Here is an 18,775-nt window from a genome sequence, read left to right as displayed (position 1 = left end):
TAGCTAATCAGACGCAAGCCCCTCTTCTACCCATGAATGTTTACCCACCAGACCAGGTGATTCGGTGGGACCGTGCGGGTTTACCCCAGCTTTCGCCGGGCTATCCCCCAGTAGAAGGCAGGTTGCTTACGCGTTACGCACCCGTTTGCCACTAAAGCAGCCCGAGGGCTACTTCCGTTCGACTTGCATGTATTAGGCCTGCCGCTAGCGTTCATCCTGAGCCAGGATCAAACTCTCCATCGTAAATAATTGTGTGATTAACCGAAGTCAATCACGATGTTTATAGCCTTAATTAGTGCTAACCTGTTAATGTCAATACGTCAAAGAACTGTTTCTCTTTCGAGATGGTGGCCAACCGTTGTTGGCCCTCCCTGTGTTTTGGGACTGCAAAGGTAAGGGTATTAACCTGCTTTTCGCAAATGTTTTTTTATAATTTTTTCAAAATTTAGTCGGCTTGAAGATAGGGGTATGTGTAATGTTTTGGCGGCACAAATGTTTCTTTAATCGTTCTGGCTGATAACCAACGATATAAGTTAAGTGCTGATCCAGCTTTGTCGTTGGTACCCGAAGCCCTTGCTCCCCCAAATGGTTGTTGACCTACTACTGCTCCTGTTGGTTTGTCATTGATATAAAAGTTACCCGCAGCATTCTTAAGCCTACTCGTTACCAGATCAACTATATATTTATCCTTAGCAAAGATTGACCCTGTGAGCGCGTAAAGAGATGTTGTGTCAACAATATCTATGATCCTATCAAATTCTTCTGGCTCGTAGACGTATACTGATAGTACGGGACCAAAAATCTCTTCGCACATCGTTCGATAGTTGGGATCATTAACCTGCAATACTGTCGGCTCAATGAAATAACCCACTGCATCATCGTAATTTCCACCCGCTATAACCTTCACTTTATCACTTTTTTTGGCTTCATCAATGTAAGCGGTAATTTTTTTGAATGCTCTCTCATCAATAACGGCATTGATAAAATTGGTGAAATCTTCGGTGCCACCCATTTTGATCTCTCCCAAAAACTTTTTCATCTTTTCTTCTACAGCAGGCCACAGTGTTGATGGTACGTATGCACGAGAAGCCGCTGAACATTTTTGCCCCTGGTATTCGAAAGCCCCCCGAACTAAGCCCGTTGCCACCTCATCTATGTTGGCTGATTCATGAACTAATACAAAATCTTTACCGCCTGTTTCACCCACAATCCGTGGATAACTTTTGTATTTGTGAATATTGGCTCCAATGGTTGCCCATATTTTCTGAAAAACTCCTGTGCTACCCGTAAAATGTATGCCTGCGAAGTCTTTATGATTAAAAATTACGTCCCCAGCTACCGGCCCATCAACACAGATTAAGTTAATCACGCCACTGGGTAAACCGGCTTCCAGCAAAACATCCATAATTACTTTGGCTGAGAGTATTTGAGAATAAGCCGGTTTCCATACAACTGTATTTCCCATTAGAGCTGCAGAAGTAGGCAGATTTCCAGCAATGGCCGTGAAGTTGAAAGGTGTCAATGCAAAAACAAAGCCTTCTAATGGTCGGTATTCCAATCGATTCCAGACACCGGGAGATGATGCCGGTTGTTGGCGATATATTTCATCAGCGAAATAGACGTTAAACCGCAAAAAGTCGATTAATTCACATGCTGAATCTATTTCTGCCTGATAAACATTTTTTGATTGGCCAAGCATTGTCGCTGCATTAATTTGAGCGCGGTATGGGCCGGCAATTAAATCAGCCGCTTTTAGAAATATGCTAGCCCGGTGTTCCCATTTTAAATTAGCCCAGGCACTTTGTGCCGATAAAGCGGCTTCTATCGCCTGTTCAACGTGACTAGCATCTCCCTCATAAAAATAGCCCAGCGTATGCTTATGGTCGTGAGGAGGGGCAATACGTAATTTGTTTTGAGTTCGAACTTCGGTTTCTCCAATATACATTGGTATATCCGTTTCTTTAGCTCTGAAATCGGCCAAAGCCTGCTCGATAGTCTTACGTTCTGAAGACCCTGCACGATACTCTTTTACTGGTTCGTTTACTGGTGGTGGTACGTTGAATATTCCGGTAGACATAATGAAGTGTTCTAGTTTTTACAAATTTACGGATTAGCTATACTATACCCTATTTCCCATTTGTTTTCTATAATTCATTCTTTCATTCTAATTCATTCGACTGGTTTTCCGAACTTTGTATTATCATTTTACTACTACTCATGCGCTTTTATAGTACAAATAATCCACAGAAGACTGTTACATCTGAACAGGCATTGTTTCAGAGTATGCCTTTTGATAAGGGTTTATATATGCCTTCTCCTTTGCCCATTCTAAGGCCTGATTTTTTCAACACAATTGCGTCACAGTCTTTAGCAGATATTGGATTTGAGATTAGTAAGGCTCTTTTCGGTGCCGAAATAAGCAAGACTGACCTGGAGGAACTAACTCATAATGCATTTCCATTCGATACACCACTTGTTGATTTACAGCCGGGTCAAACCGGCGTACTGGAATTGTTTCATGGCCCCTCGTTGGCTTTTAAGGATGTTGGCGCCCGTTATATGGCTGCTTTAATGTCTTATTACCTGAAGATTAGTGATAAAGAAGTTCACATTCTGGTAGCTACATCAGGTGATACCGGTGGGGCTGTTGCAATGGGTTTTCACAACGTGCCGGGCATTAGAGTTTCCATTCTTTATCCCAGCGGACGAATTAGTGATTTGCAGGAGAAACAACTAACCACTTTGGGTGGCAATGTGCAGGCGTTTGAGGTGGAAGGCTCATTTGATGATTGTCAGGCTATTGTAAAAGAAGCTTTTACTGATGACGAACTTAACGCCCAAATTCCTCTTTCTTCGGCTAACTCTATTAACATCTTCAGGCTTATACCTCAGGGATTTTATTATGTTCGAGCGTATGGACAAGCCCGAAAATTTGGGAAATCGATTGTTTTTTCAACTCCTAGTGGAAATTTTGGAAATTTGACGGCTGGCGTCATGGTTCAGAAGATGGGGCTGCCGGTTGAGCATTTCATTGCCTCTACGAACCTCAATGACATTGTTCCCAAGTATTTAGAAACTGGAAATTATCTTCCAAGACCATCCGTAGCAACTATTTCCAATGCTATGGATGTTGGAACCCCTAGTAATTTTACCAGACTTTCGTACTTGTACAATAATGATTATAAGCACTTTAAGGAAAATATTTCCGGCTATTTTTTTAGCGATGATGAAACTCGAATTGGTATCAAACAGATTTATAATCGATACAACTATGTTGCCTGTCCACACACGGCCATCGGACTTATGGGATTAGAAGCGTATTCAAAAAAATCTAGTCATGATTATTTTGGCGTTGCCCTGGCCACTGCCCATCCATCCAAGTTCAAGTTATTGGTGGAGGAAGTCATTGGCCAATCAGTTGATGTTCCAGAGCGACTGGCTATTCTTGCTGAGAAAGAGAAATATAGTGTTAAAATTCCTGCCAATTACGAAGCTTTCAAGGATTCACTACTACAGACCGTTGCATAGCAAAGAGGCCCCGTAATCACTTTAAAGTGATTACGGGGCCTCTCCTTAAGCGGAGCAAAATTTAATTGACGGTGTCACCACGTAGTGCCCTAAATCGCTTCCGGGCTTCTGCACCATGAATACTACCTGGATACCCGGTCAATACTTTTTGATAAGCATCCATGGCTGCCTGTTTATCCTTCAGTCTCTCTTCGTATATTTTCCCCTGAGTAAACTGAGCATCGTCCCCCAATATGTCGTTAGGGTAGGTACTGATTATTTTTTTCAAATCGTCTAACGCTTCGGCGTTTTTACCCTGTTTTAAGTAAGTATTTGCTCTAAGCCACAGCACCTCGTCTAAAATTGTATGATCGGTATACGTTTTTAACATTAGATTTAGTGAGTCTATCGCTTCATCAGTCTTATTTTGCAAGAGCAACAAATCAATAGAGGCATATTCCCGCATGGCTGCTTCAGTGCTGTCCATCCCTGTATTATCGACTATCAGCAAACTCAGTTGTTCGGCATCGTTGGCAATTTCCCTTGAGGTCGCCAATTTTAAAACATCCAATAGGTCTTTCGCCACTGTAAACTCTCCTTTGTAATAGTGAAGTTTGGCGTTCTTCAACTTGGCTTCATATCCCAACAGTTCTTCTTTCTGCGATTTTTCTACTTGCGAATAAAGCAACGTAGACTCCCATGGCTCTCCTTTCAATAAGTAAATATCTCCTTTGTCGAGTTTACAACGATCAACAAAATTCTTATCGGTCTTACCTAAATCAATGGCTAAATCCAGTACAGTTAATGCGGTGTCTTTACTATCCAGATAAGTTCCGTACAAATTAGCCGTACTTCTTAATGCTTCCAGGGTTTTGCTGTTCGTCCCAATTTCCTGAAGCATTCGTTGATAATCACTAATTAGCTTTCTGATTTCTGCTTTATCAATTGGGTATGTATTTTTAACCTCTTCCTCTCTGGCACTGATAACTAATCTTCGGGCAAATGGATAAAGCTGCCCCTGGGGATACGTAGTACTAATATATTCAAATGCTTCAGCAGCAGTCTTATATTCCTTATTATTCATGGCCAGCATACCAAGATCATATAGTCTGCTCCCATTTAGCTTCAAGCGTCTGTCTGTTGCTTTTTCCTGTAGTAAGGCTCTACTAAATTTTTGCTTCTGTACAAAATACCAAATTAATAACTCGTTGTATGCCAGTTCATTTGGTTCCTGTTGAATCTTGGCGTACAACGCTTTTTCAACCAGTGGCTCATCTTTAGTGTTCAGGAACCCTTGCAGCGTAGCCAGGACAGTTTCTTTTTTGTCTGCCTGCTTACTGGTCATTATTATTTCGTCTATAGCTTTTTCCGTTTGACCGGCGGTTCGATACAGGGTCATTAGATCCTCGCTGTACGACGTTGGGTCTTTACTGAGCTCTCTAGCCGTTTCTAGTGATTTGATCGCCCAGCGACCCTCTCCTGACTCCTTAAATGCCACTGCCAGCTTTTCCAGCTTAGCCACTGATGATTTTCCCGATTTAATAGCCGCTGCGTATTGGTTGTTCGCTAATGTTGTATCACCCTGTTGCGTAGCTATCTGGCCGGTCAATACTTCATAATAATATTGATTTGGCTGATCGCTCCGAACTTGCTTTCGAAGATATTTGAGTGCCTCCTCGGTTTTGTTGGTTTTCTCAAGACTCGTCACATACCGAATTAGCCTTGTCCAGGTCACTTCAGTTTTCAACAGTTTCACGTATTCATTTGCTGCCTTCTCATATTCCCCAGCTTTATAGTATTCATCTGCAAGGGATGTTCCCGTCTGACCCCATGCAATCCCAATGGATAGCACCCATGTTACAGCAGTAATAATTTTAATCCTTATTAACATTATATATAAAGCTTTATTAAAAGAAACATTACTATAACTATTGTTCATGTGGATATGTGAACAAAAAAGTTGTTCACGCTTTATACCATTCTTTGTGGATAAGATAAGCATACGAGTTCAAAATAACATCTTGGTTATCCACTTTTAACGCGTTCATTATCAGATTAATAACATGTTATCCACATTAATTATTATTAGCTCCTGTGGATTTGTGTGTAATAGTTGTTAACATTTTTTGTTGGGGAAAATTTGTTGAACAGATTGTAGTTCGTAAGCGTTTCTCCACATTCACTTTCTTTCACGACTACTATGTGGATTACCCCAACATTCATCCACATAGTTATTTGCTCTTGTAAACAACTTTTCCACCAGAGAGATTAACTTATACACAGTGTTATACACACAAAAGTTTTACTTTTTTAATATTGAATTGACCTTTACCAGAACAACCAATAAAACGAAAACTGTGGCTTATCCTGATATTTCCAACACAAGTTCAAACTCTTGTTGTTAGTTGTTTATCAGATGAAATCTGAATGGCTAATTTCAATGTGAGTCTTACACTCAAAGTATACACCATTACATAATATGTATATGTATTTAGTTTTTACACATAGAGACAGCTAAAGCTTCTTAACTATATAAATAAGACTCGATGAGTCACCTGTTTTACGAGCTTTAGCGTTTGATCTAAGTCCCACTTTAAGACTCTCTATGTAATTTGTTTTACCTGTTTGATAACGTGTGCTCAGCATGGCAATGTAGAAAGCATCAAATACCATTGGCTTCGTTTCAATTACCTGAAGCTTATATTTATTAATTAGCTTTTCAATTGTTGAAGGTGTAAAATGGTACAAGTGGCGGGGAACATCGTATGCAGCCCAGTACTCTTTGAAATAATTAGCATCATATGAATTGGAATTTGGAACAGCTATTATCAATGTGCCATTTGGGGCCAGCATCATTGATAACCGTCTGACCGCATCGTTTAAATTGGGTATATGTTCCAGTACGTGCCAAAGAGTGATAACATTAAACGACTCCTTATTCGGTATCTCACTTAGATCTTGATGTACTTGAATTTTTAATTTTTCCTGCGCTAAAGCTTTAACAGTTGAATCTGTTTCTACACCTGCTATTTGCCAGCCACTACTTTTACAAGCCTCGAGAAAGGAACCTGTACCACAACCGACATCCAGCAGCTTGCCTTCTCCCCCATTTATCTTCTTTATCAGGCGTGTTTTAGAACTAAGTGTATAACTACGCACTGTACGATATATTACATTTATGAATCCACCGCTTTCATCGTTGTGTGATACATAGTTTTCTGATTTGTAATAATTACCAATTGATTTATCGTCAGGGCGAGGGTTGGTCAATCTAAACCCACATGATATACATTCCTGAATGATAAACTTCTCATTACTTACCAAATAATCACGACATGTTAAGTAGGACTTGAATTCTACGTTATCGCAAATTGGGCATTCAGTTACTGCTTCCAAACCAGAAAAATAATTTGAGTGAACATACAAGACTCCTGCCCAAACCTCACAACGTTCGGGACAATTGAGGTTAACGGCCCATGTAAACTAATAAAATGGAAACATCTGATGGGCTAACTCCGCTTATCCTTGATGCCTGTCCAATTGTTGCTGGTCGTGATTTTTTTAGTTTCTCCTTACCCTCGAAAGATAATGCTTTTAACAAATCATAATCGAAAGTTGGATTGATGGACAGATTTTCCCATTTGTCCAATTTCTCTGCATTCTGTTTTTCACGATTTAGATAGTCTTCGTACTTTATCTCAATGACGCTCTGCTCTATAATTTCATTATTGGTCGCTGGTTTCTCAGCAACATTTTGAAGGAGGGCTTTTACTTCTTCAAAACCGATTTCAGGTCGCTTTATCAAGGTGTATAAACTACTCCTCTCCCGTAACGGCGATGATCCTTTCTCGCTGAGCCAGCCATTGATTTCATCAGGTTGAACTTTTGCTTGTCGTATTAATTCGGTTAATCGCTCTACATTATTGCGTTTGGCAATCAACGTGTCATATCGTTCCTGTGACGCTAAGCCAATACCGTACCCTTTTTCGGTTAGCCTTAAGTCTGCATTATCCTGCCGTAATAAAGTTCTATATTCCGCTCTGGACGTGAACATACGATACGGTTCTTCAGTGCCTTTCGTCGTCAAATCATCAATCAACACACCGATATAGGCTTCTGACCGCTTCAATGTAAATTCACTTTCATCATTGATTTTTCTGTACGCATTTATTCCCGCCATCAGTCCCTGACAGGCAGCCTCCTCATAGCCAGTTGTCCCGTTAATCTGACCAGCAAAGAAAAGGTTACTGACTAAGTTCGTTTCCAAACTTTGATTTAGTTGTGTTGGTGGGAAAAAGTCATATTCTACCGCATATCCAGGGCGAAACATCTTTACATTTTCAAAACCTGGAATTTTGCGTAGTGCATCGTACTGCACCGATTCTGGTAAAGATGTGGAAAATCCATTTACATACACTTCTACTGTATCCCACCCCTCAGGCTCTACAAAGATTTGATGCCGGTCTTTGTCCGCAAATCGATTTATTTTATCTTCTATTGATGGGCAGTATCGAGGCCCTAATCCTTTAATTCGGCCAGTAAACATTGGAGACTTTTCGAACCCAATTTTAAGTTCGTCATGGACTGACTGATTAGTGTATGTTATCCAGCAACTACGTTGCTTAGTTAATGGCTGCGTGTCTGAAAAAGAAAATTTGCCGGGGTTTTCGTCACCTTCCTGTTCTTCCATTAAATCGTAATTTAGACTTCGGCCGTCAACGCGTGGTGGTGTTCCTGTTTTCATTCGTCCAGACTCAAAGCCTAAATTCACGAGTTGTTCTGTTAGACCGGTTACCGCTCGTTCGGCTGTTCTACCTCCCCCAAAAACTTTTTCCCCAATAAACATTCTTCCGTTTAAAAACGTACCATTTGTTAGCACGACTGCCTTAGTAGAAAACTCAATGCCTAAACCAGTTCGTACGCCAACTACTCTCCCCTCTTTCACCAATACCTCGTTAACAGTGTCTTGCCAGAAGTCAATGTTAATGTTTGCTTCTAATGCTTTCCGCCACTCCCAGGCAAATAGATTTCTATCGGTTTGGCAACGAGGGCTCCACATGGCTGGACCCTTTGAACGGTTAAGCATACGAAATTGTATCATGCTCTTGTCGCTAAGAATTCCTGACATTCCACCTAAGGCATCTATCTCCCGAACAATCTGTCCTTTTGCAACTCCACCCATTGCTGGATTACATGACATCTGGGCAATAGTTTGCATGTTCATTGTTACCAATAAAACCTTTGCACCCATAGTTGCTGCTGCGTTTGCAGCTTCACACCCGGCATGGCCTGCCCCAACAACAATTACATCGTAGTTTAAATACATTTTACTTTTTTTCTAAAATGTTTCACGTGGAAACTATTTGAAAAGCTTTAAATTCTCTAAAGTGCTAAAAATTAAGCGATATAATCTGAAACAAAAAAGACACTGACTTTAGTGCTAAGCCAATGTCTTTTTACAATATGAACGTTTACTTGCTTACTTTCTGCAAGTATTGGTTTGCTTCCTTTTTATAGAATAGATTGTAACTGGGATTGACTGAACGCAACACCTCAACTTGCTTGCTCTTAAGTTGAGCGTTTGTTGAGTCGAAAAAACTGGGGGTACTTACCTTAGTTGATTTAGCAGTCTCAGCCTGACGCTTAGGGTCTTCCTCCTGCTGCTTAAGGGCTTTCTCTGACTCGAGCAAGCGAGTCAGAATTTCATTCTGACGATTGATAGTATTTGGATTAATGCGCTTGTTAACCAAATCGGTTTCAGTTTCATCCATCTTTTCCATCAACTCCTTTACTTGTTTCTCCTGCTGTTTCCCAACCTCCGTTCCCTTTGCATTTTCCTCAAGTTTCTTAAGCATTTGTCGGATCATGGCTTGTTGAGCAGCCATCTGAGATAACTCTTCTGACAGCCCCCTACCTGACTTGCCTCCTTTTTGAAGTTGCTGCATTTTACCGTTCAGCTGTTTTTGCATTTCACCCATCCCTTCTGGGTTCTCTCCTTTTTTGCTTCCCTTACCTTTCCCTGGCATAGCCATAGCATTCATTTGTTGCTGCATATTCTTAAGAACATCACTCAGCATCAAAGCCAAATTATTTATCGAAGTCATAGCAAATTGTTGCTTCGAAGATGCCATGCTGAGTCGGCGATCACGCAACTGCTGGACACTTTCATCCATATAGGATTTCATGTTAGTTAACTCCCTTGTAACGAAAGACTCAATCTGCACAACTCGGCTAGCTAGTGCATTCAGGCTATCCTCAATTATTTTAGCATCATCCTGAAGTTTCAATTGTTCCTGGGAAAGTTTAGTAACACGCGGATCCTGAAGACTCATCCCGCGAAAATCCTTCATGACTCTCTCTTGCCCAAAGGATAGTGTGATGAGATTGTCAAGGATGTTGCGAAGATCATCCATGTTTTCCTGCATCTCTTCCATTTCGGTTGATTGCATTGACTCCTTCATGGCTTTGCTCATCGCTTTCATTAACTTAGCTGATTGTTTCTGTTTAGAAGCTGCCTGCTTACCCTTATTGCTTTTCATGCTCTTTGTGGCATCTTCCAAACTCTTTTCAATTTCCTTCTGCTCATTTTCTGACGGATCAGGTTTGTTAAGGTCATCCTTCTCCGCTTGTTTGTTTAACTCATCCAGTTGTTCCTGTGTGTTTTTGAAATCCTCCTGCGATTTTTCCTGTTGCTGCTGTTGCTCTTGGGAAGTTTCATCTTTCTTGTTATTCTCCTCTGCCTGCTGTTCCAGCTTCTCCGCCTGTTTCTCCAAACTTTCGGCAACATTATTTACCTTCTGCTCTAATTGCATTTGCTTAAAGAGTTTTAAGGCTCGATCCAAGTCTCGCTCCATATTACGCTCTTTTCGGCTTAATTTGTCCAGCAAGTCTGAAGCTTTTTCATCCTGTTTACGTTCCAGAAGTTGTTTTAACTGCTCATACAATTGCTTCGATTCTGGATCAAGCAGATCTTTGAATAGCTTTTGAAGTTGATCCAGCTTTTCCTGTATTGCCTGATTTTTCTCTGCAAACCGCTGCTGAGTGTCATTTGTCTTTTGAAACTGCTCCTGAAGTTTTTGAACTTCACGCATCAACTCCTCTCTCTTCTGTAAAACATCCTGAAGTTGCTTTTTATCCTGGAAATCAGATGACTTTTTGGTCCGCATTCGATCCTCCATTTGGTTCAGTTCCTTCTTGATTGCCTGTGTTTTACTCAAGGCATTATCTATTTGCTCTTCTGTTCTTTCTGCTGATTTATCGATCTGTTTTTGAACTTCAATTGCGGAAGGGATAATGAAATTCAACTGTTCTGAACGGCTTGATTTTGGGCCGTTAACTCCGTCGTTATCCCAAACCTGAACGAAATATTCCAGTTTATCCTCCTTGTTTAGTTTAAGGCTGTCAAGATACCAGTTAAAATTAAAGTTCTGAGAAGTTGTAGATTGGTTGACAGGAATGCTTTTTACAAACATTTGGGATTCTTTTCCATTCCTGTTGATCTTATAGTTGAGCCTAAGTCTGGAAATGCCATAGTCATCGGAGACCAACCCTGATAGCGCAATATAATTGTATGTAGTCGTATCCTGAATTCGATTGACCGAGATCTGTGGGTAACGGTCGGGAATAATTTGCACATTATATTTAATCAAGGAGGGGGAGGCTATTTGACTGTTCTTCAAGGAGACTGTATAAATAGAATTCTGCATTAGTCGTCTGTTCAAGACAAACTTGTTATTTTCTATTAACCGAGCAATCATTGGTCTCGCTTCAGTATTAAAACGAAGTAGTAGAGAATCGGTATGATCAGCATCAAACTCCCAGTTTACCACTGTACCTTGTGGTACAAGCAAGTTACCTACATTTGATAGTTGCTCATCCGACTTATTCAAGTATGCAGGATAATTTAGCTTGACATTGAATGAGAGTACAGAAGGTCGGTCTAGCAATGAAATAGTATACTTTGAGGAATTGAACCCTGATGCTTCCAGATGGAAATCGAGGTCCCGTTGTATATTGTCAAAATTATAAGTGTATTTATCGCCCGATTGGTTGAGCTTGAGACGTGTTCCGTTTGCTACTAAATAAACAGCTTGTGGTAGTGCATCACCTGTGAGCTTTACATTTAGCAAAAAATCCTCATTTCTAAATGCTTTCAGCGATTTGTTTTGAATGGCGAATTTGAATGGTGCTTCCTCAATAAATTCCTTATCATAATTAACAAGGCGAGTTGATGACTTAGTGAAAAAGGTAGGGTTAATAATCAACACAATCAGAATAACTGCAAGGGGGGGAATAGCATATTTGAGAAATTCCCGATTGCGGCTAATCTGGATAGCGTTTGCAAATCTGTTAATGAGTAACTGGTTTGAGCGCTGATTCAAACTGGCTTGTAACAAGTCATTCTGAGCCAAGGATATTCGCTGTAACTGCAGTGTGTTTAGCAGCTTGTCCCCTATCTCAGGAAAAAACTGCCCTATTTGTTGAGCAGCCTCGTCGTTTGACAAAGGTTTATTTAACCCATAAAGCCTCAATAATGGTCGTATTATCAATAGATACAGACCAGTAAGGACTGTCAATAAAAAACCGAAAAGCAAAATTCCCCGACCAAACGAATCAAATCGCCCGACGAATTCAGCTGTGTTAATAAACAAGTAAGCGCTGCCTAGCAAGGCCGTGAAAAACAGCCCCCCTTTTATTAACTGATTCTGGAAATAGCGTTTTTTATATTCGTCTATGCGTTGTAATAGAGCCGAGTAAGCAGTTGATGATTGCATAGTAACTAAAGTTGAATCGTTAAACTTTAAGATTATTAAAGTAAGATATTATATGCTCTTTTAAAAAAACTTCCTGCGTTTGTAAATCATGATGTGGTATAGGTTTATCTAAAATCCAATGGGGCCAACCGTCTTTATCGTAACCCTCAAAACTGTAATACCCAGATTGACTCAATATACTACAGACTCCAATGTGCATTAAGTCCTGTTTCGCTTCTTTAGAGAAACGTTTTGGTCCTCTGCCTAATTCATGTACCCCAATCAAGAAAAGCACTGAATTAAGATCGCTTGGTCGCTTACCAACAAGTGATTGAATGTTGTTAAGTAACTCAGTCCAAAGATCATCTATATTTTTTACGTTCATTTTGCTGTCAGAAATTCATCTTCCTAATTTACATACAAACGAATAGAAAGCATGTTTCGGTTTATACATTTATTATTAACAAACTTCAGTAATCAGCTTTTTCCCACATTATGTTTGGGTTGTAGCCAATCACTGAAAAGTAGAGAGTCCATTCTTTGCATTTCCTGTAGGATTAACCTACCAGAAACAGGCCAACACCGCGAACCTTATGATCAAGACCTTCTCAACAAGTTTGCCGGAAAAGTGCCCATAAGATTTATAGCCTCTTATTTGTACTTCAAGAAGGGTGGTATCGTTCAAAAATTGATCCATCACATTAAGTACAAAGGACAAAAGGAAGCTGCGAAAGAGTTAGCTAATTGGTATGGAAACCAATTGATGGCGGAGTGTGAGCACACTAGCAACATAGACCTGATTATAGCTGTACCCTTACATACTGATAGGTTTAAGCAACGAGGCTACAATCAGTCAGAATGGATCGCAATGGGTTTAGCCGATGCGCTACAGATACCCATTTATAATAATGTGCTATTTCGTAATCGTTTCGAAGAGTCACAAACACACAAGAATAGGCTGGAACGGTGGGAAAACGTTATGTCTGTTTTCTCCGTTAAGAACCCTGAACTTATTCGAGGCAAAAATGTGATGCTTGTCGATGACGTTTTAACAACAGGTGCCACGCTTGAATCCTGTGCTACTGAACTACTAAAGTTTGATTGTATGTCAATAAGTATTTTAACCCTTGCTGTTGCTGGAAGCTGAAAACATTTAGTGTTTAAGCGATAAATGTTGGCAATTTAAAGCTACATATAGATGAGGCTTGTTGGAATGCTAACCCTTTAAAACGAAATAGAGCGGTTACCCAAAATGGGTAACCGCTCTATTTCGTTTTGAATAAAGCTTACTTATTGCGTCCCACACCAATCATAGCACAACGGAAACCAACCATAGCCGTTGCTGAATCCTGGTCCAGAAAACGGCGGGTACCAGGAGAAAGCCAATAAGCTACGTCGTTCCAAGAGCCACCTTTGTACACCCGCAGACGGTCATCAATCAATGACTGCTTGCTCTTAGAATCATAATTTTTAGCTTCATCAAGATAACCATTTCGGCGAATAGGGTTCAAATCATTTACATCCTGATAAGACAATGGACGATAAACGTCATATACCCATTCATTCACGTTACCTGCCATATTATACAGTCCAAAATCGTTTGCCGGATAAGCGTATATTTCTGCTGTTATAATAGCTCCATCATTCGAACGACCCGCAATACCGGCATAGTCTCCCCGTCCACGCTTAAAGTTGGCGAGCATTTGACCCTGCTTTCTTCCTTTTTTGGGGTTACGAACGGAAGAGCCATCCCACGGATAAATCCGTTGATTTATTTGATTCTCGTCCATATATTGGGTTCCAATCAAAGCCTTTGCAGCATATTCCCACTCCGCTTCTGTTGGTAACCTATAATCCGGTAAAATCATGCCGCTTTCTAAACTTGGTTTAGCTGCACTTGCGGTTGTGGCTTCAGCCAAAGCTGGTTCTTCCTGTTTTTTAGACTTACGTTTCAGAGAAAAACCACCTTTTTTCTTTTCACCACCACCTTTTGCAAGCTCGTTATTTACCGCGTTAGACCGCCATACAGCATAATCACTTGCCTGTACCCAAGATACTCCCACTACAGGATAATATCGGAAGGCAGGATATCTAAGATACTGGGTTACGTACGAGTCATTAAAAGAAAGAGGATTAGCCCAAACGGTTGTATCAGGTAAAGCTGCTCTAACTACTTCTTCCGACGAATCACGCGTGATGGCGTTTAGGTATTCGAGGTAATGAACGTTCGCCATTTCTGTTTCATCCATGTAAAAAGACTGGATAGAAACTGTCCGCTCACGGTTGTCACGACTATTCATGACATCCTCCTCAAGCGCACCCATGGTGAAGCGGCCACCTTCAATGAAAACCAGGTTTGGACCAGCCTTTTGACCAGCAAACTTTTTTACCTGAAAACCATCTTTCTCATTATAAGCGATCCCTGTTGCTGTGCTTTTCTTACCAGGTTGTACGCTCGTTGGATGCTTTGATTTACAAGATGCCAGCGCTACCGTTGCCAGTAATACATAGGCTGCTCGTTGCAGGTGATACTTTTGAATCATTGCTTTATTCTATAAAAAATACAGGTGCAAAAATCTTTTTAGTTTATCATTTTACCCAAATAGTCATCCAGTTCGTCCACAGATAACACGTCAGAATGGGTAAAAATTGGTCTTCCCTTTGATTCCTTCAGTGAACATCTTGTTGGGTTATGCTGGACGTATTCAATTACCTTGCCAAAAAGGTCGGACTTAAAGAAGTCGTCATTCCCGTTAGAAACGAAGTACCCTTTGAGGATATTATTCTTAAGTGTCAGTTTTTCAAGATATAACTGCTCTGCTTTCCAACGAACTCCAACCATTTTTATCAGATTCTTCACTTCTGTTGGCGTCGGACCAAAACGATCTATCATTTCCTGCTGAAATGCGCTTAATTCCTCGCTGTTCTGAAGACTATCTAACCGAGTATACAACGCCAGGCGTTCCGATATATTGGAAACGTACCGTTCCGGAATCACTACCTGTAAATCTGTTTCGATTACGGTATCTGGAAGTGACAGTTTCAGATCTCCCGGTTTGGTTTCAAAAAGATCTTTGAATTCGCTTTCCCTCAGCTCCTGAACTGCTTCATCCAATACTTTATGGTACATTTCGAAGCCAAGATCGTTCACAAAACCGCTTTGCTCTGCTCCTAATAAGTTTCCTGCCCCCCGTATATCCAGATCACGCATTGCTATCTTAAAGCCTTCTCCTAAATCAGAAAAATCCTCAAGCGTCTGTAGTCGCTTGCGGGCATCAGCCGTCAACCCAGATAACGCTGGTGTCAGCAAGTAACAGTAAGCTTTTATGTTTGACCTGCCTACCCTACCCCGCATTTGGTGCAAGTCCGATAGACCAAAATAGTGGGCATTGTTTATTAATATGGTGTTAGCATTGGGGATATCAAGCCCTGATTCAATAATGTTTGTGGATACCAACACATCGAAGTCTCCTTCAATGAATCGAGTCATAACCCGTTCCAGCCTCTCACCCTCCATCTGTCCATGAGCTACAGCAACCCGGGCTTCGGGCACTAACCTCATTATCAAATTTCCGATTGATTCTATATCGCTTACACGGTTGTGAACGAAGAACACCTGCCCCCCCCGGCGAACTTCCAGACTGACTGCATCACGAATTTTGGCTTCATCGTAAGGATGTACCTCCGTAGTTACTGGTTGGCGATTAGGCGGAGGAGTCGCAATAACTGATAAGTCTCTAGCCCCCATCAATGAAAAGTGCAACGTCCTTGGTATTGGTGTAGCAGTTAAGGTAAGTACGTCAACTTCTACCCGCATTTCCTTTAATCGATCTTTTGTTTTTACACCAAATTTTTGTTCTTCATCAATAATAAGTAGACCCAGCTCTTTAAACTTTATGTCTTTATTCACAATTCGGTGGGTACCTATCAGGATGCCAATCTCTCCAGAAGTTACATCTTTGAGTATCTCTTTTATTTTTGCTGGCGATCTGAACCTATTTATGTATTCAATTTTCACTGGAAAGTCCGCCATCCTTTCAATGAATGTTTTATAGTGCTGCATAGCAAGTATAGTCGTTGGCACCAGCACCGCCACTTGCTTATTATCCGTCACCGCTTTAAAAGCAGCTCTAATAGCTATCTCAGTTTTACCAAACCCTACATCACCACATACAAGTCTGTCCATAGGATGTGGCTTCTCCATATCATCCTTTACATCATTTGTTGCTTTGGCCTGATCGGGGGTGTCTTCGTACATAAACGAAGACTCAAGTTCAACTTGTAGAAAGCTGTCACGACTATAAGCGAATCCTGGGGCAGAACGACGTTTAGCATACAGAGCTATAAGTTCACGAGCAATATCCTTGACCTGCTTACGAATCCGGGATTTCTTGTTTTCCCATTCCTGAGAACCAAGTTTGCTCATTGTTGGTGGACCACCTTCTCTACCGCTGTACTTTGCTATTTTATGAAGACTGTGAATACTGACCAATAGTATGTCATTGTCACGGTATATCAGGCGAATAGCTTCCTGTTCATTGCCGGCATTGTCTACCTTTTCCAAGCCTGCAAAACGACCAATTCCATGATCTATATGCGTCACATAGTCGCCTGGTTGCAGCGTTTTTAGTTCACGCAATGTCAATGCTTTAGACTTGGAGAATTTATCCTGAACCCGGTATTTGTAATAGCGGTCAAAAATCTGGTGATCCGTAAAACAGGCGATTTTCAAAGTTTCATCCAGAAACCCTTCCTTTAAACCAATGTTTATTGGTTGGAACTTTACGTACGGATCAAGTTCTTCGAATATAGTCCGTAATCGTTCGATCTGTTTGAAGGATTCGGCCGCAATAATGTTGGTGTACCCTTTGGCTTGATTCTCTCCTAACGTTTCAATTAGCCGCTTGAAGTCTTTATTAAAGGATGGCTGTGGTTTTGAATTGTATTGTAGACGGCTATCCGTTTTAAAATAGAATTTCCGCCCAAACTCAACTGTCCTGAATTTCTTTATTTCATTTAAAAACGCCCTACGCGTTTCAAACAAATCGCCAGGGTTTGATACTACCTGGATGCCACCACTGCTATTCAAGATTGAATCAAAACTTTGTTCTGCTTTTTCAAAACACTTTTCAATGATCTCTAGCGTGAACTCTATGTCCTTAGCCCATACAGTTATATCTGATGGAAGAAAGTCAAAAAATGATTCTCTGCTCTCTTCGATAAGTTTGGTTTGAATGTTCGGGATAATTTTGACGAACTCAACTGCATCATTAGAAAGCTGTGTCTCTGGATTGAATAGTCGGATGCCTTCTACCTCATCATCGAACAACTCAATTCTGTACGGAAATTCACTGGCAAAAGAAAACACATCGACAATACCCCCCCTAACTGAAAACTGACCTGCTTCATACACAAAGTCTGTCTTTTCGAATTCGTACGTTTGGAGTAACTCCGACACAAAATTTGTATCTATCTTCTCCCCTACCCGTATTGTGAGTGTGTTCGCAGCTAGTGATCGCTTGTTAATAACCTTCTCCGATAATGCCTCTGGATAAGTTACAATTAGTAGACCATCTTTGGGAGCAGGGTTTAGCTTATTCAGCACTTCTGCCCGCATAAGAACATTGGCATTTTCGATATCTTCGTACAAATACGGCTTCTTATACGACATAGGAAAAAGCAACACTTCCCTGCTTAGTAGATTTTGTAAGTCATTAAAAAAGTAGGCTGCCTCCTCACGATCTGTTGCAATATAGATATGACTTCCTTCTGCCAATTTGTAAACCGCAGACGCAATTACAGCATCTAAGCTTCCTGTTACACCCTTGATCTGCACTCGCTGCAGTTCTGTCGATAGCTTTTCGCTTATTGGTTGTGCCAGCAATTTTATGAAACTATCACTGGTATACAAGCTGAGTAATTCCTCTGATCTCAATTTGATTCAGGTTATTTATAACATACAAAAAGCCGTCTGAAGTACTCTCCAGCGGCTCATTAAATTAACAGTAATGAATCGGAATTTGTTGCCAGTATTCATTAATTTAAAGGGTCTATATTCTTGTAATTTATACTTTCCTCTTCCAATAAATTTAGTATTCGATTACTATGCTCAAATATTATAACAATTTCTTTTTCGTCATTCAATCCATCTTCCACCCATTTCCAGTCTTCGGCAACCGCGTCTAATGTATTTATTACGCCTAATATTTTTGCTGGATCCCGCTCTTTGCTCATGAAAATTTCGGTATTTGTGAAGTACAGCACAATCCTATTTTCCTCCAGCCATTGTAAATCACTAAGTGAATCGCTCAACTCGTCGAGTGTAAATCCGAAGTTTGGAATCTCCAACAGGTAAGCAGCCTCCTCATAAAACTGTCGTAAGGTCAATGCTTTTTTACCATCAATGTTAACAATGAAGTCATTCGAAAACTGAGCTTCAAGCTCTCTCTCGGAATTACAGATCAGGATGTTTGGACTCATTTTTGTATGAGAGCAGTGAGTTGAAAGTGATTTTG

The 18,775-nt window shown here is 40.7% G+C and carries 11 protein-coding genes and 1 rRNA gene; 2 read left to right on the top strand and 10 right to left on the bottom strand.

Features of this window, described 5'->3' with window-relative positions; genetic code table 11:
* Window positions 1-243 (bottom strand): 16S ribosomal RNA (locus tag B156_RS0106710); the annotation flags it as partial.
* 202 nt (window positions 244-445) lie between these two features.
* Window positions 446-2,077 carry an L-glutamate gamma-semialdehyde dehydrogenase gene (gene pruA, locus B156_RS0106705; protein ID WP_018618895.1) on the bottom strand — a complete coding sequence of 544 codons (1,632 nt, stop codon included), beginning with the start codon at window positions 2,075-2,077 and terminating at the stop codon, window positions 446-448.
* Window positions 2,078-2,217: 140 nt separating this feature from the next.
* Here pruA and thrC point away from each other — a divergent pair, with 140 nt between their 5' ends.
* Window positions 2,218-3,528, top strand: a complete 1,311-nt coding sequence (gene thrC, locus B156_RS0106700; protein WP_026260651.1) for a threonine synthase — start codon at window positions 2,218-2,220, stop codon at window positions 3,526-3,528.
* 61 nt (window positions 3,529-3,589) lie between these two features.
* On the opposite strand, the gene B156_RS0106695 is transcribed toward thrC, so the two are convergent.
* The 5 genes from B156_RS0106695 to B156_RS0106675 all read right to left on the bottom strand — a co-directional run bounded on the left by B156_RS0106695 (window position 3,590) and on the right by B156_RS0106675 (window position 12,645).
* A complete protein-coding gene (locus tag B156_RS0106695; RefSeq protein ID WP_018618893.1) occupies window positions 3,590-5,509 on the bottom strand; it encodes a tetratricopeptide repeat protein in 1,920 nt (639 codons plus the stop codon).
* A 512-nt stretch (window positions 5,510-6,021) separates the two neighbouring features.
* Window positions 6,022-6,903, bottom strand: coding sequence for a class I SAM-dependent methyltransferase (locus tag B156_RS0106690; RefSeq protein WP_026260649.1), 882 nt, complete (start codon window positions 6,901-6,903; stop codon window positions 6,022-6,024).
* 70 nt (window positions 6,904-6,973) lie between these two features.
* Window positions 6,974-8,833, bottom strand: coding sequence for a tRNA uridine-5-carboxymethylaminomethyl(34) synthesis enzyme MnmG (mnmG, locus tag B156_RS0106685; protein WP_018618891.1), 1,860 nt, complete (start codon window positions 8,831-8,833; stop codon window positions 6,974-6,976).
* 145 nt (window positions 8,834-8,978) lie between these two features.
* Window positions 8,979-12,281, bottom strand: coding sequence for a DUF4175 family protein (locus tag B156_RS0106680; protein WP_018618890.1), 3,303 nt, complete (start codon window positions 12,279-12,281; stop codon window positions 8,979-8,981).
* Between the two features lie 19 nt (window positions 12,282-12,300).
* Entirely contained in the window at window positions 12,301-12,645 is a 345-nt protein-coding gene (locus B156_RS0106675) for a hypothetical protein (RefSeq protein WP_018618889.1), read from the bottom strand.
* Between the two features lie 51 nt (window positions 12,646-12,696).
* On the opposite strand from B156_RS0106675, the gene B156_RS0106670 reads away from it, so the two are divergent.
* Window positions 12,697-13,407, top strand: coding sequence for a ComF family protein (locus B156_RS0106670; protein WP_018618888.1), 711 nt, complete (start codon window positions 12,697-12,699; stop codon window positions 13,405-13,407).
* Between the two features lie 139 nt (window positions 13,408-13,546).
* Here B156_RS0106670 and gldJ read toward each other — a convergent pair whose 3' ends face one another.
* From gldJ to B156_RS0106655, 3 genes are all read right to left on the bottom strand, one after another.
* Window positions 13,547-14,803, bottom strand: coding sequence for a gliding motility lipoprotein GldJ (gene gldJ / locus B156_RS0106665; protein WP_018618887.1), 1,257 nt, complete (start codon window positions 14,801-14,803; stop codon window positions 13,547-13,549).
* Between the two features lie 38 nt (window positions 14,804-14,841).
* On the bottom strand, window positions 14,842-18,195 hold the full coding sequence (gene mfd, locus B156_RS0106660; protein WP_018618886.1) for a transcription-repair coupling factor: 3,354 nt from the start codon (window positions 18,193-18,195) through the stop codon (window positions 14,842-14,844).
* A gap of 101 nt (window positions 18,196-18,296) precedes the next feature.
* Window positions 18,297-18,740, bottom strand: a complete 444-nt coding sequence (locus tag B156_RS0106655) for a barstar family protein (RefSeq protein WP_018618885.1) — start codon at window positions 18,738-18,740, stop codon at window positions 18,297-18,299.
* Window positions 18,741-18,775 lie beyond the last annotated feature (35 nt).

Source organism: Spirosoma luteum DSM 19990, assembly GCF_000374065.1.
Lineage (GTDB): Bacteria > Bacteroidota > Bacteroidia > Cytophagales > Spirosomataceae > Spirosoma > Spirosoma luteum.
The sequence above is the reverse complement of the archived record's forward strand: the minus strand, read 5'-3'. Positions and strand labels throughout refer to the sequence as shown.